The 21,892-nt window shown below is 63.6% G+C and carries 10 protein-coding genes and 1 tRNA gene; all 11 read right to left on the minus strand.

What is annotated here, in order from left to right; translation table 11 throughout:
* Positions 1-161: 161 nt before the first annotated feature.
* Positions 162-3,590 carry a carbohydrate-binding protein gene (locus GGR36_RS00585; RefSeq protein WP_183630759.1) on the minus strand — a complete coding sequence of 1,143 codons (3,429 nt, stop codon included), beginning with the start codon at positions 3,588-3,590 and terminating at the stop codon, positions 162-164.
* A 280-nt stretch (positions 3,591-3,870) separates the two neighbouring features.
* Entirely contained in the window at positions 3,871-6,003 is a 2,133-nt protein-coding gene (locus GGR36_RS00590) for a DUF1631 family protein (protein ID WP_183630761.1), read from the minus strand.
* 164 nt (positions 6,004-6,167) lie between these two features.
* Complete coding sequence (locus GGR36_RS00595) at positions 6,168-6,986, minus strand: 2OG-Fe(II) oxygenase (RefSeq protein ID WP_183630763.1); 819 nt, start codon at positions 6,984-6,986, stop codon at positions 6,168-6,170.
* Positions 6,987-7,276: 290 nt separating this feature from the next.
* Positions 7,277-10,372: a glycosyl hydrolase family 18 protein gene (locus tag GGR36_RS22050; RefSeq protein WP_207064347.1), complete on the minus strand. Its 3,096-nt coding sequence runs from the start codon at positions 10,370-10,372 to the stop codon at positions 7,277-7,279.
* Positions 10,373-11,215: 843 nt separating this feature from the next.
* Positions 11,216-11,422, minus strand: coding sequence for a hypothetical protein (locus GGR36_RS00605; RefSeq protein WP_183630765.1), 207 nt, complete (start codon positions 11,420-11,422; stop codon positions 11,216-11,218).
* Between the two features lie 61 nt (positions 11,423-11,483).
* Positions 11,484-12,788: a hypothetical protein gene (locus GGR36_RS00610; RefSeq protein WP_183630767.1), complete on the minus strand. Its 1,305-nt coding sequence runs from the start codon at positions 12,786-12,788 to the stop codon at positions 11,484-11,486.
* 405 nt (positions 12,789-13,193) lie between these two features.
* Positions 13,194-13,278 (minus strand) — tRNA-Leu (locus tag GGR36_RS00615).
* A 23-nt stretch (positions 13,279-13,301) separates the two neighbouring features.
* Positions 13,302-17,210, minus strand: a complete 3,909-nt coding sequence (locus tag GGR36_RS00620) for a PAS domain S-box protein (protein WP_183630769.1) — start codon at positions 17,208-17,210, stop codon at positions 13,302-13,304.
* Between the two features lie 32 nt (positions 17,211-17,242).
* On the minus strand, positions 17,243-19,489 hold the full coding sequence (locus tag GGR36_RS00625) for an EAL domain-containing protein (protein WP_207064346.1): 2,247 nt from the start codon (positions 19,487-19,489) through the stop codon (positions 17,243-17,245).
* A 231-nt stretch (positions 19,490-19,720) separates the two neighbouring features.
* The gene (locus GGR36_RS00630) at positions 19,721-20,308 is read right to left on the minus strand and encodes a superoxide dismutase (RefSeq protein ID WP_183630771.1); all 588 of its coding nucleotides are present in this window, start codon (positions 20,306-20,308) and stop codon (positions 19,721-19,723) included.
* Between the two features lie 33 nt (positions 20,309-20,341).
* A complete protein-coding gene (gene xseA / locus GGR36_RS00635; protein ID WP_207064345.1) occupies positions 20,342-21,730 on the minus strand; it encodes an exodeoxyribonuclease VII large subunit in 1,389 nt (462 codons plus the stop codon).
* Positions 21,731-21,892: the final 162 nt, after the last annotated feature.

A 21,892-nucleotide genomic window follows, 5' to 3' on the forward strand; every position in this document is an offset into this window, starting at 1 on the left:
GGATCGTCCAATCTTCGACCGTCTGACGGCGGCGCAACGCGGGTATGCCGCGTGTGCGATCCAGCCCCCCGGCGCACAAGACTGTGGATCAGCCGGGTGGTCGGGGGCGCGTTGAGGGCGTGAGTCGCCGTGTTCCTCTGCGGGAACACGGCGCGGCATCATCAGAGGCCGACGTTGGTGGTCGCCGTGAATTTGGCGTTGAGCCCGGTCGAAAGGTTTGCGATCGCCGATTCCAACACCGCGAAGATTCTTGCCCGGTCGGTGGTGGTGCTCAGATCCAGCGAATCGGTAGTGCTGACGCTGTTGCTGGCGAGGGCCGCCTTGAACGCCGCATCCGCCTTGGCCGCCGGGATGTAGACGTAGCCCCCGTTGGCATCGACATAGGCGAGCGTCTGGAACACCTTCGAGAACACCGTCGCCAGGGTCGTCATCGGGAAGGCGACGTGGATGTTCGACGCGGCCAGGGTGGTCGGGCTGGAAGTGGGTACCGGCTTGCCATACAACTGGTCAAGGTAGTCGCGCACCTGATACGGGTACTGCTGGTAGGTGTCTTTCGACCCCCACACGCGGCTGTACTTGTTGAGGTCTTCAACCGTCTGCGCCGTCGCCGTCGCGGCGAGCTGGCTGTATTCCTTCATCAGTGGCCCATAGGAGCCCTGGTTGTAGGCCACGTTCAGCAGGATGTCGAGAAAGTTGCCCGGAAGCGCCTTGAAGCGTTCGATCCCCTGGTCAAAGTTGGGCTGCCACGGCGTGGTCCAGCCCCCCGGGCCCTTTCCGGTCTCGATCAGCGCGAGCAGATCGGTGTAGTGGAAGTAGGCAGTGACGACCGGCCCGTAGAACTTGTTATTGAACGAGGCGGGCGTCGGCTTCTGGAACTGTGTCGCCGCATCGGCCATCTTGTAGCCAATGTTCTTCTGCAAGGCGATGTAGTTGATCAGCGAGTGACCGGCCGGGGCATAGGAGCCCGACACCATGTCTGCCGCGTAGTTGTTGATCTGGTAAGGGCCGCCCTGGCCGACACCCATCACGCTCTGCTGATCCGCCGCCGGTGCCAGCAGATCGCTGGTCGGCTCGTACATCTGGGTGGCGATGTTTTCCTGCAGCAGTTGGCCGAGGATGGAACCGTACAGATAGTCCTTGTTGAACTGGATGCCGGGGATGTGTTCGCGGATCAGATGGCCGTACAGCACACCCGCGACCATGTTGGACATGATCAGATCGGTGTAGCGCTCCCCGTCGAGCACCAGTTGGTCTTGCGGCGTGCCGGCGCCGAGCAGGTAGTGGAACTGCAGGGTGCCGGAAGACTTCACCGCGCCGGTGGCAACGACCGGCGTCGTGGCGGTGCTGCCTGTCGTCGTGTTCGTGCCGCTGCCGGCGGAAGTGCCGCTATTCGATGCCGTGGCGTTGCTGGTCGAGGTGCTGGTCGAGTTCCCGGTGGCGGTGCCGCCGGTCGCGTTCGAGCTCGTGCCGCTGGTGCCGCTCGCAGCCGCCGGGGCCACACGCCACACGCCCCACTGGCCGGACTGAGACGGCACGTCGCCCTGCGTCCACCACTCGTTCCTGTACAGCGCGCCGTTGTAGCTGACGAGCGTTCCGGCGGTGGCATAGACCGTGGAGGCGGACCACGCGGGCGCCGCGGCAGCAGCGGTGCTGCCTGAGCTGGTGCCGGTGCCTGACCCGGCGGTGCCGCCCGTGCTGGTGCCGCTGCCGATCGTGCCGGTCGTCGTGCTGCTCGTCGAGCCGGTGCTGCCGGTGGCGGCGCCGCCCGTCGAAGCACTGCAGGTGCCGCCGGCCTTCCACAAGGTCGGCGATTTGTCCGGGTACCAGTTCGAGCCGGAGTAGCTCACGAAGCCGACGAGCGCGGTGTAGCTCGCACCTTTGTAGCTGACAACGTCACCGGCTTTGTAGGTGTTGCCGGTTTGCTGCCAGACCTGACAAGTGCTGCCGGAAGATGCGGTGCTGCTGCCGCCTGTGGCGGTGGAGCCGGCCGTCGAGCCGGTGCTGGCCGTTGAACCCGTGCTGGCGGTTGAGCCCGTGCTGGCGGTTGAGCCAGAGCTGCCCGTCGACCCGGAACTGCCGGTCGATCCGGCCGGATTGCTTGCCCCTGCGGTGCTGCTGGTAGCAATTGGCGCCGAAGACCCGTTGCCGTTGTTCAGGCCCAGCACCTTGAGGCGATTGAAGAGCCAGCCATTGTCGTCAAGCGCTGACGAGAGCCCGGCAACCGAGGTGGTCGAACCGCCGCCCCAGAGGATCGCGAACACGTTGGCCGCCGCCGCGTCGGCAAGATGGCCTTTCTGCCAGCAACCGGCCGCAGTGCTCGGGCAGGCGAGGTAATCGCGCACCGTCGCCGCGTTCGAACGGTAGGTCGGGTTGGTGGCCGGGTTCGGCATCGCCGTCGTCGTGATGTAGCTCGCGACGCTGGCCAGGTTGTCAGATACCGCAGGGTTGCCGAGGAAGTAGTCCGCCTCGGTCGAGCCATGGTTGAGGCGGGCGTCGATATCGCCGCTGGTTTGCAGGTGGCCGCCCGGAATCTGCCACAGCATCACCGGGATGTTGCTGAACGCACTTGAAACGCCCTTGACGTACTTCATCATCACGTCGAGGTCCTTGGTGCTGTACAGGTAGCCGTTGGACACCCCAGCGCCGCCAAGGCCCGCGTCGAAAACGTCGCGTTCCCATTTGTCGAAGGCAACAAAGCTGGGGTTGTACGCCGCATTGGCGTTGCCCATGACGTTCATCCGCTTCAGGAAGGCGACGGTGGCATCGACATGGGTCTGGATGGCGGTCGGATCCTGATTCGCCGCTTTGTGCAACCAGCCGTGGCCGGTTTCATCGCCGGCCCAGACGTTGACCTGCCAGCCAAACGGCACGCTCGGTGCAAAAGTGCGGCTCATCCAGTTGATGGCACGCAGGTAATCCTTGATGGTCGTGCCGGAAGCAAGGAATTCCGCTGGGATCCGCGACGGATCGAGGTTGAGGTAGGCAAATGCCTGCTTCATCGCGTCCGCTAGCGGGACCGCCATTTCCGGCGACACCGGGCAGTAGTACTGCTGGCACTGCTTGTGGAGTTCGCCGAGGAAATCGGGCGATAGCAGCAGCGTCGCGGGCACCGGGTGGTAGGTGTCCTTGTAACCCTCGAGCTGCTTGGCGATGCTGATGAAGTTGATGATGTGCTTCTGCAGCAGGGTGTCCGGCGCGCTGTTGCCCAGGTCGGCCACCAGCGGGTCGGTGCCGCCGCTGCCGTTGATGTTGTAGAACACCACGGTCAGCATCTGCTTGTTGCCGGTGTTCGCCTCCATCGAGCGCATCTGTTGCACGATCTGATCGATCTTCGAGTCGCGCGTGATGATGCGGCCGGGATCGCCGTCACCGCCGATGCCGGCGTACGTGAAAAGCGAGTCTACCGGGCGTTGCTGCAGCAGCGGCAGTTCGGTACCGCCGTTGATGACGCCGCCGTGGGCGATCCGGTTGCTCGGCCATCCGGCGACCGTGTTGACGGCGCCGGCGGGCGACGCGAACGCCAGCGCGAGCGCGGTGCTCAGCGTTGAAATGGCAAAACGGGCGACACAGACGGGGGTGGCGGTGGGCATGTTGCGTGTCCTGATGTGGGTAGGCGAAGCGCGCGCGTTCGCGTCAAATTACGAATATGGCAAATTTAACAGAAACGCCATTTCACGAATACCAAATGGACACCAGCAGACACTTGATTTGACACTCTGCAATCTTCTTGGTGAATTGCAGCATAAGGCATTGCGGCCGTGCGCAATGGTTTTTCGACGAAGTTAGATCAGGAACCACTGCAATACCAAAAATATCGGTGCGGTATTGCAGTGGCGCCACCAGGGGCCGGCAAGTGTGTCGTCCGGAAAGTCAGGCCTTGACCGCACGCGGGCGCAGCGGCACCGGGATGGCCGGTGCGTCAAGCACCGGCTGCCGCGTCATCGCGGCAGAGGCGAGCGCGTCGAACCGGGTGCTCCGTGCGACCAGACGAGCGCGATTCTTCAGCAACATCGCTGCCAGCGCCGACGATGAAACGCTGGTGGCCTGTGCCGACTCAAAGCTCGTGAAGACATGATGGTCGCCGGCCTTGCTTGTCCATACCAGGCGCTGCATGACTTCGGGCGCCCCGTCATCGCGAGCGAACACGACCCAATCGCCAGGTGCGAGGTTGCCAGCGGCGGCAAGTGCCTCCCTGGCGAGGCAATCGGTGATGTCATCAGGGCTTTGGTCAGGCACTTCGGTGACCTCGAAGACGCCAATCCGCTGCGGATGCTGGCCTGGCGCCTGCATTGCCGGCATGAGTGAGGGCAGATCACTGCATCGCGTTTCGATCGGGCGCCCTTGCAGGGCACGGATTTGCACGGGCAGCAGCGCGGCGAGAGGAACTGCCCAGACCTCCGCAGGCAGGTCGCTGGCTTCGAGTTGGAGCGTCACTTCTTCGATCAGCGCGCGTAGCCCGGCGCGAATCTCGGCGCGTTCGGCATCCGTTTGCGCCGGATCCACCGTGCGTACCAGGCGCGCTGCCATGCCGTGAAGAATGCCCAGTTCGCGTTCTCGCGCTCCGGACACGATGGCGGCCTGGATGATCGGAATCCAGGCATGAAGGAGGAAGTTGCGCATCTCTTCGGGCAGTGGCCCGGCACACAGCGGTCGCAGCAGATCGGTCGCGGATTTCAGCGCCGTGGCGTCGCGCGCGTTGCGCTCGATCGTCGCCAGCAGGCTGGCCGATGCGGCGGCTTCGGCGCGGTCGCGTGCCGCGGTGAAGGCTTCGAGCGAGGCCAGCGCTTCAACAAAGTGGGCCGAGCAAGGCGCCGTATCGGCATGCAGTTGTTGAACGATTGCGTTCAGGCGTGCGCTCACCTTGTCGCCACCGTCGACGCTTGCGTTGCAACGCCTGCTGGCATCCACGACGGCGTCGATCAGACGGATCGCGGGGTGTGTCGCGGTCGCGAAAAGTGCTTCATCGCTCAGCGCAAGGATCATCAGCGGACGTTTCAGCGCGGCGAGGAGACGACGCCCGATGGGCGGAAGATCCGGTGTTTCGAGCAAACCTGCGAAGACCTCGTCGGCGAGGCTCAGCAGGGTGCGAATCGGCGCACTTGCCGTGCTCAACGGGGCCGAGTTCAGCATCACGGCGAGCGGGGCTGCGTCGGTGCCCTGCGCAGGTTCGGCCAGTGCGTCGTGAAGGTAGCTGCAGATCTTCGACATTTCCGACGGCTTCCCCGTGGCCAGACGCTTGCGCTCGTTCACCTTGAGTGCGTCGTGCAGCGCGATCGCTGCGTTGCGGTGACGCTCGATGCTGGCGGGCGCGCCGCTGCCGAGCGTCGGATGCTTGCGGATGAAGCGTTCGCGGGTTCGTTCGATCCCCACGCCACGGGCAGCGAGTTCCGCGTTGATTTCCTGATAGACGGTTGGTAGATCGACCGCGAGGCGGTTCGCGACCACGCGGGCGAATGCGTCGCGCACGGCAGGCGGCGCGTCCACCACCTTGCAGCCTTCGATCAGCGCGTGACTCAGTCGCGTCGGACCCATCGGGTTGCCAAAGGCATGCTGCGCGCGCGGCAGTCCAAGCAGGCCGCCGATACGCTCATCGAGTGCGTGCAGTTCTTCGCCGGCGGCTTCGCGCAGCGGCCCGCTGACGGCATTGGCCAGACGCAAATTTTCCATCTCCGCGTCGTCGAACAGATAAAGGTCGCCAAAGGCGCGTTCGTCAGCGCGCGCGTGCGCCACACCGTTGCGTACATGACGCATGAATACGGCGGGGAATGCACTCCAGGTGCTCTCGAAGATCCGGCACAGCGCGATGGCGTCTTCCTGTTCGCGGGACGAGGTGGCGTTCGCGGCCTGTTCATAGAGGGCTACGAGTACCGGCGTGCGCACCTGAGCGAGCCAGTCCGAAAGATGGCGGCTGAAAAGATCCTGCATTTCGCGCACGAGCTGGCGTTGAGAGGCGCTGGCGCCCCCGGTGATCTCGACAATCTTGGTGTTCTCTAGGCGTGTCACGACAGTTGTTCCTGGGTTCGGCAAGACCTGCAGGGCGTCGATGGCCCATGTCACGTGCGCGCGGAGGCGCTGCAGGCTCGCTGTTTCGCCCGGCCGTGTCTGGCCAGGGCGGTGGTGCGAATACGGCGGGTGCGTTCAGGGCTCGCGCATGCCCTGGCGGCGGCTCAGTAGCGGCGCTCGCGCACCCACTTGGTCATGATCCACTTCTCGCCGGCGGTGACCGGTGCGCCCGCATGCAGGCTGAGCGGGTCCAACTGGCCCGCCGCATTGGCGTAGCGGAAGTACACCGCGCGGCCGCGACGCGGCGCGACTTCGATGCCTGCATCGGGGAAAACGGTGGCCCCGCCTGCCTCGACGTCATTGAGATAGAGGACCATCGTGGCGACGCGCTGCCCACCCGTCGCAAGGTGCGCTGCACTGCCCGGATCCTGTGGCGGGAAATAGTCGAAGTGGGGCGTGTACTGCGCGCCGACGCCGTAGCGCAGGACCTGCATCCCTTCGCCGTTTTCGAGCGGCCAGGCCATCAGCGCGGCAAGACGTCGCTCGATCCGTTCGATCAGTTCGTCTTCGCAACGGGCAAACGCTGCGCCGCTGCTGGTGCGTTCTGCGATCACCTGTTCAGCGCCGCTGTTCGGGTCGATGATGGTCGAGCGGTTCATGCGTGCCCGGCAGCGCGCGATGAGGGTCGCGCATTCTTCGTCGGTGAGCACCTTGTCGAACACCACCACTTGGGGCTTCGCGCAGCGCGCAATCACCTCGACCTCGCGGTCGTGCGCATAGATCCGGTTGCCGGCCGCTACCGGACAGGCGTCGTACTGATAGGCGGGCACGCCAGCGAAGCGCGCGTAGGTTGCCACCGACTGCTGCGCGAAGGCCGGTTCGAATCCGGCATCCAGCATGGCGATCACGATGCTCTCGTGGCTGCAGCCGCGCGCCAGATTGTCGAGCAACCAGGCATGCCAGCGGTCATCAAGCGAAGTCATGGATTTCTCCTTCGTGCCGTGCGGCGTTCCGGACGACACGATCACATTTGTGGACGCCACTTGTCTGACCGTCAAATCGGTCGCGCCATCGCGACGTGGCTTCGAAAGCGGTCGCGGGCGGCATGCGGCGGAATGCTGCGTAGAAGACGTTACCGGTGCGGGGTGGGCAGGCAGCGAGTGTGCGTATCCCGGCGCCGAATGCGGTGCGGTCTCTCGCGGTTTCAAACAGTCTCTGCGAGACCGCTTGAAACCGCGGGCGGTGGCATCGGCCACCACCCGCGAGACCTTGCTTACTGGCGAACCTTGCTCATCGCGTTGAGCAGCGTGCCGCTGGCGTCATCACCATCGACCGACCAGGACATCATGCCGCCCAGGCCGTTGGCCTTCACGTAATCGACCTTGGTGCCGATCACGGTGGTGTCGTCGTAGCTCCACCACTGCTTGTCGCTGGTGTAGAGGTACAGCTGCTTGGTCACCGGGTGGATCTTGCGGATACCCGACAGGTTCATCAGCACCTTGTAGTCGTTGATGCCCGCCTCATACTGGCCCGGAGCGGCACCGCCAGCGGCCGACTGGTACAGGCCGTCGCCGTTGGCGCCTGCCGGCACGTTCTGCCAGCCGCGGCCGTAGAACGGGATACCCATGACCAGCTTCGAGGCCGGTGCGCCGGCTGCGATCAGGTTCTTCACCGCGTTATCCACGGTGTAGGTGGCGAGCGCACCACCGGCCTTGATGTTCGGGCTGGCCGGATCCGCATACAGGTTCGACTGCGAGTCGGTCACCGACGATTCCCAGCCGCCGTGGAAGTCGTAGGACATCATGTTGATCCAATCCACGTACTGGGCGTACTTACCCGGTTCGGTCTGGTCGATCTTGTCCTTGCCCACGTTGATCGCCACGGTCAGCGGGTAGCTCTTGCCGGTCGTTGCCTTGAGGGCATCGAGCTGGCGACGGAACTCGGCGAGCAGCAGGGTGTAGTTCTGCTTGTCGGCGGTCGATACCGTGTTGTACGGCTGGCCACCACCACCCGGGTTTTCCCAGTCGATGTCGATACCGTCGAAGACACCTGCTGCTGCAGCGACGCCGCCGCGGCCATCGATGACCGGCAAATTGCCCTTGATGTACGTGTTGATACAGCTCGACACCAGTTGCTTGCGCAGCGCATCGGTCTGCGAGGCCGCCGAGAACCACTTCGACCAGGTCCAGCCGCCGAGCGAAATCATCACCTTCAGGTTCGGGTACTTGGCCTTCAGGTCGCGCAGTTCGCGGAAGTTTCCGGCCAGTTTGTCGTCCCACTTGATCGTGGTCGTCGGATCGACGCGACGAGCGGCCGTGCGACCAAAGTCAGCCCAAGCGTCGCCGCCGGTACCGGCGTCCGGTGCGTTCGGGTTGGTGGCGCCGGGTTCGGCCTTGTTCACGATGTCGCATTCGTAGCCACCGTTCTTCTGGTAGATGTTGCCGAACGCATAGTTCACGAACGTCAGCTTGGCGGCGGCGCCGCTGGTGACCATGTCGGCCACTTCATAACCACGGCCATACACGCCCCACTGCGTGAAGTAGGTGCCAACCTGTTTGCCCGAAACCGACGGCGCCGGAGCAGGTGCCGGGGCCGGGGCCGGAGCAGGTGCCGGAGCAGGTGCCGGGGCAGGAGCCGGAGCCGGAGCCGGAGCGGGAGCAGGTGCCGGAGCCGGAGCCGGAGCCGGAGCCGGGGCCGGGGCCGGGGCCGGAGCAGGTGCCGGGGCCGGGGCCGGAGCAGGAGCCGGAGCAGGTGCCGGAGCCGGGGCAGGTGCCGGAGCGGTCGTGCCGCCGCCGGTCGTCGTTACCAGCTTCCACACGCCCCACTGGCCGGACTGCGAAGGCACATCGCCCTGCGTCCACCACTGGCTCTGATAGACCTGACCGTTGTAGCTGACCTGGGTGCCGGCGGTGGCATAGACCGCCGACGCCGACCACGGTTGTACGCCGGTGACCGGCGCGGGGGTCGGAGCGGGAGCCGGAGCCGGAGCCGGAGCAGGTGCGGGGGCCGGAGCGGGGGCCGGAGCGGGGGCCGGCGTCGGCGCAGGCGTCGTTCCGGTGCAGCTGGCAACCGGCTTCCACAGCGTCGGCGTGGTGTTGGGATACCAGTTGGCGCCAGCGTAGTTGGTGAAGTTCACGATCGCCTGATAGAAGGCGCCGTTGTAGCTGACGACATCGCCCACAACGTAGGCATTGCCGGTCTGTGCCCACAGCGCGCACGCGCCGCTCGGTGCCGGAGCCGGGGCCGGGGCCGGAGCAGGAGCCGGAGCAGGAGCCGGAGCAGGAGCAGGAGCAGGAGCAGGAGCCGGAGCAGGGGCGGGAGCCGGAGCCGGAGTGGGCGTCGGCGTGATCGTGCTGGCGCTCTGACCGGTCTTGAAGATGTTGTAGAACTCAAGGTCGCTGTTGTTCACGCCACTGAACAGCGCAAGGTCGCCCTTGCCTGCCTGGTCGCGTTGCATCGCCCAGTACGACAAGAGGCCAACACCGTTCTGTTTGGCGAAGGCGGCCACCGTTTGGGCATGCGCCTGCGTGAAGACTTCGGCGGCCACGTCGTTGATGCCGATCATCGGCGTGATGCCGATCAGATCCCACAGCTGGGCCTCGCTATAACCGGGGAAGAGCGGACGCATCTGCTCGCGGGTGCGCACTGCGGCGTCGATGGCAAGCTGGCCGAGGTCGGTGCGGCCGTTGGTCGAGTACGAACCGTAGTCCATCGCCATGATGTTGACGCGCGAGACCTTGACGCCGGCGCTCACGGCCGACTGCACCACTGCCACCGAGTCGGCCGAGAGGCCGCCCGGATCGGTGCCCCAGCTGTAGGTAACCGGCGGCACAACCGCGAGGGTGAACGAAACCTTCAGATCGGGGTACTTGGATTGCAGGGTCTTGAGCGCGGCCGAGCGGACCGTGTTGGCCGCCTTGTTGCCGACGGCGCCGCCTTCAACGTCGAAATCCAGGGTCTTGATGCCCGAGCTGACGATCAGCGCATCAATCTGGGACACCATCTGGTCTGCGGTACAGGCCGCCTCAAGGTAGGTGCCGTTGGCGCCACCGAAGGAGATGATCAAGTTGCCGCCAGCCTGGCGGAACGACGCGATATCACTCTTCATCGCGCCAGTAATCGCGTTGCTCGAACCGTCAGTGGTGGCAACACAGCCGTTGCCGGCGATCACGAAGGCGAGGGTCGCGCTGTTTACGCCCTTGGCCTGCGCGCCCATCAGCGTGTTGGTCTTGTAAGCCGCGTTACCGAAGCCCCACGTATAGAAGTAGGGGGCCACATCGGTAGCGTGGGCGACGCCCGAGGCGATCAATGCGCTCGCAAGGAGAGTGCGTGCGACCGGTGCTGCATGCTTCCCTAAGGTGTTCTTCATTTGAAAGTCCTCTGTTTCCTGTGGCGGCGTCGCCGTCTGAAAGTGGTTAAACCTCGAATGACGAGAAAAATAACAAAATCGACAATTAAATACCAGTAAAGCGGCAGGTATTAACCATTTTTCACACTTGTTCGCGATTGGCGATGCCATTGGCATCAACATTGGAGTGTGGAGATGTCGAAAAAACAACGACTTAGCTTTTGCGTGCGGGTAACTACTTAGGTCGTGATCTTGCAGGGTTTCCGCGGACGCTGGTGTGAAGTGGTATCCCGCTGGGCTGTGAAGGGTTGTATTGGTCTGCTTGGAAATGACGTGAGGCTCACGGTGCAAGGAGTTTTCACGACCCGGCTCGCGAAAACTGCCATTCGGCGCGACGTGCTGGTGGCCTGCAGGAGGCGGGGGGCGCCACGAAAACAGCGACGTGGCTGCCGGGTTTTACGCACTCGGGCTGCAGCTAAACACTTACGTCGGCGCGTGCTACCCCAGCGATCCCTGGTCTTGAGTGAGGTGTCAAACGGTTTGCTTGCTGCGCTCAGCGTGTTCGCGCCGCGCATCCACTGCTGTCAGGGCCGGCAGGACTACGTTGCTGAGCCTTTCCTGCGCCGACGCCAACAGGTCAAAGGTGCCGCAGCTTTTGGACGGATGCTGTCCTGCCTGTGCCGGCGTTGAGTGGTACTAGCGGCGACGCCACATAAGTCTTGTGGCTGCTGCAGCGGATCCCCTTGATGGGTGGAGCAGGTGAGGCCTTGGCTCAGGCTTGGCGTGCGACGGAAAGTAAGCGGTGGCGCGACCAGGTCGGAGCTTATGCGTGGAAAAGGCGCGATTGGCCGGTATCGGTCGGGTTCAGAGTGGCTCGATTTCGTGCGGCCACGCCAAGGCGAGCAGCGGGGCCTTGCCGTGGCGATCGACAGCTACGTACCAGCCACCAAAGCGGTTGGGGCGCACCAGGGTGCCCAGGCGCTGCGCTTGCGCGCCGAGCGGGGATGTAAGAGGAGGCGAGCGCAGGATGCGGACACGCGCGCCTGCAGAAAGGATTTGAGGGGTGTTCATTGCTTGACTCACTGGACTTGGGGTTCATTGGCGGCCGTCGTCGACGGCAGTTGATGACGAATCAGTGGGCCAATGCGACCGCGGCGTTGCTGGAAATTACAGCGCTGGCCCAGCGCTCTGCTTCGGCGAGCGCCTCGGATGCGGCGCCGCTTTGGTGCAGATTGTTCGAGCGGACGTAGAACTCATTCACGCTGTGCGTGGCCATGCGCAGGTCGTGAGCGGTTTGCTTGGACTTGCGCGGCGCCACGGCGCTCTGTGGCTGCGGTTGCCGCGAAAGCGGGGGCTTGACCGTCACTTTGTGCAATTGATGTTGCTCGGCCCAGCTTGTGAGATTGTCGGTAAGCCAGTTGCGGTTGAAGGCGGTCACGATCGCAGCGTAGTGTTCGCGAAGCAGGCGAACCGCTGCCGGGGTGTGCTCCTTTTCAGTGCTTTCGTGACTCGGTCGTTCCCCAAGGCCGTCAATCCGCTCGCGAAGCGTCGGGATCGGCGATGCCTCGTTGGGCTGATCGGCCAGGGCGCGTGCAAGCGCGCGTTGTCTCTCGATGGGTGTCGATACATCCACTGCGACACGGATCCCGGTGTAAGGGAGGTACGCAGGGTGCGCCTCGGTGTTCGCGCGAGCCTTGTAGTTCGCCCAGAAGAAGTCGGCGAGCAGGCGCTCCTGAGTGCTCAGGTGTGCAATTGCGCGTGCGATCCGCCGGGTGCTCGAGCCGCGCGAGAGTTGGCGATCTACGCCAAGCGTCAGTTCCCGCAGCAGGATGGTGGTCTGAGCGACATGACTGGCAAGGGCGTGGGTCAGCAACGGACGGCACACGAGTGCATCAGGGCCCATGTGGGCGAGGCTCTGCTCGATCAAGGAGAGCGCGTTGCGCTGGCGCCCGAGCCAATTCAGGGTGCCCATCTTGCCGTGGCTGCTGACAAGGGCGTGCTGGATCGCAATCGCGAAAGTGCGCGTATCCACCGATTGCATCAATTCAATACCAATTGCCAAGCTGCGGCGACTGCGCGCGAACAGGCGCGGCACCTGGATCACGGCCACACCGAAGTCTGGCACCAGGACGATTGCGTCCACCGCCTGGGTTCCGGTACGCAAGCACGCCTTTTCGACGAGGCGATGGAGCGCTGGATAGGAGCCAGCATCAAGGCGTTTGCCATCGATTCGCGATGCGCGACGCAAGATGGCGTCACAGCGCAAGAGTGCAACCAGCAAGGCGCCGAGCAAAGCGACTAACCCCATAACGCCGTCGAATGTGGCGAGCGCGAACCCAACGATGGCGAGGGCAGTGGCGCTACACGTTGCGGCAAGCGCGACATAGAGCGCCAGAGTGTTCGCGGTGGCCTTGCGATGAGTGAGTTGTCTTTTCATGGTTTGCGCGTGGACTGCGACTGGTATGAATAAAAAGAATACCAATGGCGATTTCGAAGGCGCGCAGTGTATCTGAAATGCCTAAAACGCCAAAAGCGACATTTGTGATGAATTGCAAAATGCCGGAGGGATGGCGACTTGGCTTCGGTAACGGTGTCGTCGCGAAAGCAGAGGATGCTGTCCGCCGCCATCGGACATCTTGATAGCCCACTCTCCCGCCTTCGCGCTGCGAAGGCGGTGTCGGCAAGTGACATGGCGGTAACGCGCTTGTTCCGTACGCTGATGACCGTCGGATGCCGCTGGATGTCAACGGATCTTGGTGGGGTGTATTGGAGGCATGTCAGGTCGTAAGCCCTGGTGCCATTGAGATTTGCGGAAACTGCTGGATCAATCTGGAAGATCTATTGGTGCCCGAAACGGGACTCGAACCCGTACTCCTTACGGAAGCGGATTTTAAGTCCGCAGCGTCTACCGATTTCGCCATTCGGGCAGGCGGGCGGGCATTGTAGCGGATCAGGCGGGTGGCGCTTCGCCTTTGCGGGGGGCGATGCAGGGGAGCGTGATGTTGAAGCAGGTGCCAACACCGACGCTGCTGTCGACGGAAATCTGCCCGCCGAGGATGCCGGTGACGATGTTATGCACGATGTTCAGGCCCAGCCCGCTGCCTTGACGGCCGCGTTTGGTGGTGAAGAAGGGGTCGAAGATCTTCTTGATGTGTTCCGGCGGGATGCCGCAGCCGTTGTCACGCACGGTAAGCGTTGCCGCGCCGCCGTGTTCGCCGCGCCCGCTGACCGTGATCTCGCCGCTGCTGCGCCCCTCCAGACCATGGATGATCGCGTTGGCGATCAGATTGGTCAGCACCTGGCCAAGTGGTCCGGGGTAGCTATCGAAGCGGATGCCACTGGCGACGTCGGTTCGCACCTTGAAGGGGGTGGTACGGAAGGTGGGCTGCAGGGTGACGATGATGCCGTTGACCAGATCGTCGAGCAGGAAGTCACGGCGTTGCTCACTGGCCTGGTCTACCGCCACCTGCTTGAAGCTGGAGATCAGCTCTGCAGCGCGGTGGAGGTTGCGTAGCAGGATGTCGGTGGCCGAGTCCGCCTCATCGAGGTAGCTTTCCAGCATCGATCGGCGCATGCCGGTCTTCATGTGCGAGTGGATCCCCTCGGTGGAATCGCGCAGCGTGCTGGCCACCATCATGCTGTTGCCGATCGGCGTATTCAGTTCGTGCGCAACCCCGGCGACCAGGCCGCCCAACGCGGCGAGCTTTTCGGCGCGCACCAACTCGTCCTGCGCGAGTTGCAAGCGCTCGAGGGTCTGTTGCAGATCGCTGGTACGTTGTTCGACGCGCGCTTCGAGTGTGCGATTGAGCTCCTCGATCTGGCGCTGGATGCGGTGTTGCGCGGTGACATCGACGATGTTCACCAGCATCGTCCCGTCATTGGTGTTGGGCATGATCCGGGCCCAGGTACGTGTCTTCAGCGGTGTGCCGGTCTTGGTACGCATGTCCAGATCCGCGCCGGAAACAAAACCCTTCTGCGCGACCTCGCGCACCCAGGCGATGCGATCTTCCGCCTGTGCGAACAGGCCAAGATCGATTGCGTTCTTGCCCACGGCTTCTTCATGCGCGTAGCCGAAGAGGTCGGAAAACGCGCGGTTGACGTCCAGCAGCATGCCGTCGCTGATGCGGGCGATCGTCATGCCCACCGGTGCCTCGTTGAAGGCGAGCGAGAATTTTTCCTGGCTCTCGGTGAGGGCGCCCAGCGTTCGCTGGCGGGCATGTTCGGTTCCTGCGCGCAGCGCAAAAACGTCGCCGAGCGAGCGCGCGAGATCGGGGTTGGTAATCGGTTTGTCAAAGTGAGCGGTCAGCACGCCGACCACCTGACCGCCCGCCCCGGTGAGCGGTACCGCGAGATAGCCGCCAACGGGCTGTTCGCTGCTGCCGCTGCGATTGCTGGCGTTTTCGGCAAGGTCAGGCACCAGCACCTGCTCGCCTGCGAGAACATCGGCAAGCAGTGGGGAATCGAGCGCGGGCGAATCGTTTGCCGGGACCGTCGCCAGGATGTGCCAGGCGCCCGCGTCTTGCAGTGCCAGCGTGGCGTGCCGGGCGCCCACTGCATCGCAGAACAGCGAAAGCAGCGTCCGGTAGAAGTCGGGGTCATTTCCAGTGTCGCCCGCCTCGGCAAGCGCTCGCAGGGCATTGGCGGTGCGCCGCAGGTCAGAGACTTCGCGGAACAGCACCGCGACCCGATTCGGCGCGGTCTGGAAGGCGTGCGCATCGAAACTCAAGCTGCGATTGCCGACTTCGAAAGTGAAGTCGTCGCTGGCGAAACGCTCGCCGGTTTCGGCAACGCGCCGGAAGGTTGCCGGGATCTGCGTGCCCACGAGATTGGGGAAGGCGACTTCCAGCGTGATCCCGCGTAGCCGTGCGCAGTCGATGCCAAGAATGCGGTCGGCGGCCCGGTTGGTGGTGATCAGCACCAGCAGGTCGCCGTCGCCCAGTTCATATTCGAAGACGCCGAACGGGGCATAGTCGATGAGCGCGCGCAACCGCGCTTCGGACTGCGCCAGCGCTTGTTCCGCGGCCTTGCGATCGCTGATGTCGTCGTAGACGCCCAACACGCCAATCACACGATCGTCCGCATCGCGCAACGCGACCTTGCTGCTGCGCCGCCAGCGGGTGCTGCCATCCGCGGCGACATAGGCCTCTTCCTTGTGGATGCGCGGAACGCTGCTGGCCATGGTTGCGCGGTCGTCGGTTTCAGTCTCTGCGGCGCCGGCGCGGCCAAGGGTGGCGTCACTTTGGCCTATCAGGGCGGTAATTGGCAGTCCGGTATCGCGCGCGAACAAGGTGTTGGCGCCGAGGTAGCGTGACGCCGTGTCCTTCCAGTACACCCGGACCGGGATCGTGTCGAGCACGTTCTGCAACATGCGTCGCGATTCGCGAATGCGCAGTTCGGCTTTCTTGCGTTCGGTGATGTCGGTCTGGACTTCGATGAACTGCACGACAGCGCCGCGATCGTCGAATACCGGCTGGACGTCGACCTGGGCCCAATAGGACCGGCCGTCGCGCGCGTAATTGAGTATCTCGCTCTCGCGTACCGCCTGCCCACGCGCGAAGGCGGCCGCCAGCCTCTGTCGCGCCGCCGGGTCAGTATCGGCGCCAGAGAGCAGGGCGCCGATATGCTGACCCACCGACTCATGGATCAGCCAGCCTGTCTGGCGTGTAAAGGCTGCGTTCACCCAGGAGATGGCGCCTGCGGCGTCAGTGATGATGACCGGGTTGGTGGTGCGCTCGACCACTTGCGCGAGCAGCGTGTTCTCGCGCTCGGCGCGCAGGCGCTCGGTGATGTCCTCGGCCATGGCGACGATCAATTGAGGCAGGCCAGCGACGTCGCGAACGATGTTGTTGTGCCACTGGCAGGTGATGCGGGTACCGTCTTGCCGGATCACGTCGAGCACGCGACGCCAGCCGCCCGTGTCGTCGGTGTCGGCTCGCGTGAACCACGCGGCGCCGACATCCGTGTGGTCGGGCAGCAGGAAATCGATTCCGCGCCCGATCGCCTCACCCGCCGGCCAGCCAAACATGCGCTCTGCCGCGGTGTTCCAAGCCTGGATGCTGCCATCGAGCGTGATCTCGAGGATCGCGATCGGGCTTTGCGCCACCATCGAGCGGATCCGGGTTTCGCTGCGCTGCGCGGCGTCTTCTGCGCGACGTCGTTCGACCAGGTCGACTTCAAGCTGCAGATTCTTTTCACCCAATCGGGTCAGCAAGTCGTTGAGCGCGCGTCGGGTCGATTCGAGGCGGTTCTCGATTGCGCCGATTTCGTCGTCCGAGTGGGCGATGATCGGCGTGTCCAGCGACCCCGCCGCCAGCCGGTCGGCTTCCGCACCCACGCGCTTGAGCGGTTGGACGAGGCGACGTTCCAACACGATCGCAATCAGCACGAAGGCCAGGACGAATTGCGTGAGCAGCGTGAAGATGAAGGCAAACAGCTGCGCGTTCAACGCACGGGTGACCTGCACGTCGGAAATCTCGATGCGGACGGTGCCCAGCGGCCGCTCATCGTGGAAGATCGTGCGCGTGGTCTGGTACCGCGTTCCAGTCTTGCGTTCCGGGCGTTGTTCCTCGACGAATACGCCCAGGTTGCTGTCGAGCACCTGAACGTTCTCGACATCGGGGCTGCGCATGACCGCTTCAATGAGTTTGCGGGCTGCCTGAGGATTGAAGGCCCACAAGGGTTCCTGCAGGCCCAGCGCGAGCACGTCGCCGTACTGATTCAACGCCTCTTCGGTACGGGCGTGCAGCGTGTCGGCATAGATGCGCTGGCCACCTACGATGCCGACGAGTATGCCCGGCACCAGCAGACCGAACAGCACCGCAGCGAAAATCGCGCGGCGGACGTTCAGTCTGCGAGCCATGATCGGCACAGGGCGTCAGGTCGTGGCTTGGATCAAGGCGACTGTGTGCCCAACCAGTCGAGCAGGTTTGAGAACTCCATCGGCCGCCCGAAGTAGTAGCCCTGAGCCTCATGGCAGCCGAGCTTCTGCAGCATGTCGGCCTGGGCGAGTTTCTCGACGCCTTCGGCGATCACCTTGAGCCCGAGATTATTTCCGAGTTGAATCACCATTTCCGGAATCTGCGCGCCACGCTCGGATTCTCCAATTTCTTTGACAAACCCGCGATCAATCTTAAGGCGATCGACACTGAGGCGTTGCAGGTAGGCCAGAGACGAGAATCCGGTTCCGAAATCGTCAATAGCAACGGTGATGCCAGTCTCTTTGAGTTTTTCGAGTGTAAGAAGCAAGTAGTCCGCTTCGAGCATCGCCATCGACTCGGTAATCTCAAGTTCGATGCAGGTCGGGTCGCAACCGCTGTCGTCGAGCGCTCGTTTGAGCATAAACGGGAAGCGTGGATGACGGAACTGTGCAACAGAAATGTTGATTGCCATCCGCAGGTGCGGGTATCCGGCGCGCGCCAGTTCGGCCTGCTTGTGGCACGCGACCCGCATGACCCATTCGCCGATGCTCACGATCAGACCGGAATTTTCTGCCAAGTGGATGAAGCGATCAGGCGGAACAAACTCGCCATTGTCCTTCTTCCATCGGATCAAAGCCTCCATTCCGATCGGACTTCGAGTCACCAGGTCGACCTGGGGTTGATACATCAGGAATAGCCGTTCGTTGTCGAAGGCCTTGCGCAGCGCTTGCAACAGGTTGTGCTTTTCTTGGATCTCCTTGCTCATGTCCAGGGTGAAGTAGTTGATCTCGCCGCGGTTTCGCTCTTTCGCCCTATTGAGCGCGATGGTTGCGTTCTGAAGTGCATCAGCGCCACTCGGACCCGCGTCGGTGAGGCTTAGCACTCCGCAGGTGACCGACACCATCAGTTCCTGCTCGTCGATCATGAAAGGTTCGTCGAAGAGCGCCATGACCTGGTTCGGCGACAGTTTGTCGGTCGTGCCGAGCATACCGAACGTGTCGCCCGACACCCGTGCCACCACCACTTGCTCATCGAGCGCCTGCTTGAGCCGGGTCGCAACTTCCTGCAGCAACTTGTCGCCAAAACGGTGCCCGAGGGCATCGTTGGTCTCGGCAAAGTGATCCACATCGATCAGCGCGAGGATCTGGTCGCCGTGATCGGTGGCCAGTCGGCGGTCGATCTGGGTGATGAAATGTGTCCTGTTTGGCAGGCGCGACAACTGGTCGAAAAAGGCCAAGGCGTTCAAGCGCGAGAACAGGGCGGCGTTGTCGAAGCCAATGGCGATGTTGGTGCTGAAGACTTCCAGCAGGCGACGGTCGATGTCGTCGAGCGATTCACGCGTATCCAGGAAGGCGGCCACGTCACGATGGGTGTTGCTCTGAAAGAACAAGGTCGTACCTGGGCCATCGTAAAGGTTGCGCTGGTCGTGCAGGCAGCGCGTCAACGCGTCGCGAATTTCGGGATCGCTGATCGTGTCGAGGGGCTGATTGATCAGGGAGGCATAGCGCCCAGCTGCTGCAATGACGACTAAGTCGTCGGACGCGGGCCCTGAGCCGGTGCCGGTATCCTGGGCGCAGACCAAGCCTTCCGGCGTGAGCCTGAGCAGCGCGGCGATCTGGGTGATCACGCCAGTGGCGAAGTTGCGGACACCTTGCAGCGCCATCAATTCGGCGCTGGCCTGAACGATCATGTCGAGACCGCGGCGGCTGGCATTGATCGTGCAGATCTGTTCATAGGAGCGGATCGCCGCGGTCAGCGTCGTGTACAGCTTGTTGCGTGTGAGTTCGGACTTGGTCTTGTAGTCGTTGATGTCGTAGTCGCGGATCGCGTCGATTTCCGGCGCATAGCCCGGCTGGCCGGTACGCAGGATGATCCGCGTCTCGTTCATGCTGTGCTCTTCGCGGATGGTCTTGACCAGGCGCAGGCCTGCGTCCTCGTTCTCCATCACGACGTCGAGCAGGATCACCGCAATGTTGCTCTCGTGCTTGAGCAACTCACGGGTTTGACTTGCCGAATAGGTGTGCAGGAACTGCAGCGGACGGTTGATGATCTGGGTGTTTCGCAGCGCCAGGATCGTCGTGCTGTGGACGTCAGGATCGTCGTCTACGATCAGCACCCGCCACGGCTTGCGCGAGCCATCATGGCCTCCGCCGACGCCGGAACCCGGCTCGTCGTCGATGAACTCCAGTTCGTCATCAGACTGGTTCTGAGCCTCGCTCACCTTGATCTCCCGTGATTCAGCCCGGTCATCAGGCTGACCGGTGCAATGCCCGATTCCCGCGTTCACGGCATTTTCGCGAGGAACTGTAGTGAATTCTGCCAAGAAGGGCGTTGCTGCCGTTCCGGCTTGCCTTAAACGACGTGCAACGACCGCAGCAACAACCCCGGCGCGCAGTCGGGCCGGGGGTTTCAATGCGGTGCCAGGTCAGGTGTCCCGGCACCTCGAAGGCGATCACGCGCCGAAATTGGCGGCCGCGAAGTCCCAGTTTGCGAGGTTGTTGAGGAACACTTCAACAAACTTCGGGCGAGCGTTGCGATAGTCGATGTAGTAGGCGTGCTCCCACACGTCGATCGTCAGCAGTGCGGTGTCGGCGGTCGTCAGCGGGGTGCCGGCGGGGCCGGTGTTCACGATGTCGACGCTGCCATCCGGCTTCTTCACCAGCCAGGTCCAGCCCGAGCCGAAGTTGCCGACGGCGCTCTTTGTAAAGGCTTCCTTGAATGCATCGAAGCTGCCGAACTTGGCGTTGATCGCCTCGGCAAGAGCGCCAGTCGGGGCGCCGCCGCCGTTCGGCTTGAGCGAATTCCAGAAGAAGGTGTGGTTCCACACCTGCGCGGCGTTGTTGTAGATGCCGCCGGCGGGCGCCTTCTTGACGATGGCTTCGAGGTCGAGTGACTCGAACTCGGTGCCGGGGATCAGGTTGTTCAGGTTCGTCACGTAGGCCTGATGATGCTTGCCGTAGTGGTACTCGAACGTCTCGGCGGAAATGTGCGGGACCAGGGCGTCCTTCGCGAAGGGCAGGGCGGGAAGCGTATGTGCCATGTTTGCAAGCTCCTGTGGGTTGGATTCCGGATTCTAGTCGGGCAGGGGGTCGGGGTTCGACCCTTTTGCGAGCAGGGTTTCAACCTGCGCCGATATATGCGTGTCGTTTGTTTCAATCTTGATGCGTTCGCCGGGGGACAGCGTGCTGCCCAAGCGGACCACCTGCCCCCTCTGGTTGCGGACGATCGCATAGCCGCGGGCGAGCACCGCTGTTGGGTCGAGCTGACCAAGTTGCGCCCCGAGACTGTCGAGGCGCTGTCGTCCTTGCAACAATTGCCCTGCGACCCCGTGGTCGAGCCGACCTTGCAGCGCTGCAAGCACCTCGTGCCGCTTTGCCATGGCGGGCGCGGCGCGCCGCAAGCGTTGCGCGAGCGCACTGGCACGCAGCTTCATCAGGTCGGTGCGTACGTTCGCGGCGCGTTGCAACCGTGCGGTGAGCATGTCAACGCGCTCTTGCTGGCGCGCAAGGCGGTCGCGTGGATGGCGCAAGCGGGCGCGTGCGCGGTCGCTGCGTTCCCAGGCGCGGTCGACCTGCCGTTGGGCCAGACGCGGCAGCATCGCCGCGTAGCGCGTCAGTTCGCCCAAAGCTTCAACCGTGCCGGCGCTGACGAGTTCGGCTGCCGCGGTGGGGGTGGCCGCACGCACGTCGGCGACGAAATCGGCCAAGGTGAAGTCCGTTTCGTGTCCGATGCCCGTGACGACAGGAAGCGGGCACGCGGCGATCGTCCGCACCAAGGTTTCGTCATTGAAGGCCCACAGGTCTTCCAGGCTGCCGCCACCGCGGCACAGCAGCAAGACGTCGATGCCGTCCGCCTGCGCGCGACGTCCGGCGCTGGCAACGGCGTCGGCAAGGCGGTTGCCGGCTTCGGCACCCTGCACCGGGCTAGGGTAGATCACCACCCGCAGATTCGCTGCCCTGCGGCGCAGGGTGACCAACACATCGTGCAATGCTGCACCGGCGGTCGAGGTGACCACACCAATCCCGCGCGGCAAGGCCGGCAGCGGGCGCTTGCGGGCTTCATCGAACAGGCCTTCGGCTGCCAATCGTTCCTTGAGGCGCAAAAGGGCTTCGAAGAGTCGGCCGCAGCCGGCGGCGCGCAAGCCCTCCACCTGCAGCTGGAATTCGCCACGCGGCTCGTAGAGTGTGGTCAGCGCGCGCACCTCGACCTGCTGGCCCTCTTGCAGGCGGAACGGGATCAATTGAGCACGCGAGCGGTACATGACGCAGCGCACCTGAGCGTCGCTGTCGCGCAGCGTGAAGTAGACGTGGCCGGACGCGGCGCGGGTCAGGTTCACGACCTCTCCGCCGACCCATCCGAGCGGAAACGCGCCCTCAAGCAGGCGCCGTGCGTGTCGGACTAATTCCGACACGGCCAGCACTTGATCTGCGGGGAGAAACGGGCTTGCGGGGCGCGTAAACATTGGCTGCATTCTAGCGGAATCCACATCCCGCGCTGCCTGGCGGGCGATTCGTGCGGCGCGCAGACAAATATTCAATCCGGGCTTGTAAGTTACTGAAAAATATGATCTTTCATCGCAGCTTCATTTTTCATCGGAGCAGGAAAATCCCTTTCGGAACCGCTA

This window comes from Niveibacterium umoris, from assembly GCF_014197015.1.
In the GTDB taxonomy this organism is placed as follows: Bacteria; Pseudomonadota; Gammaproteobacteria; order Burkholderiales; family Rhodocyclaceae; genus Niveibacterium; species Niveibacterium umoris.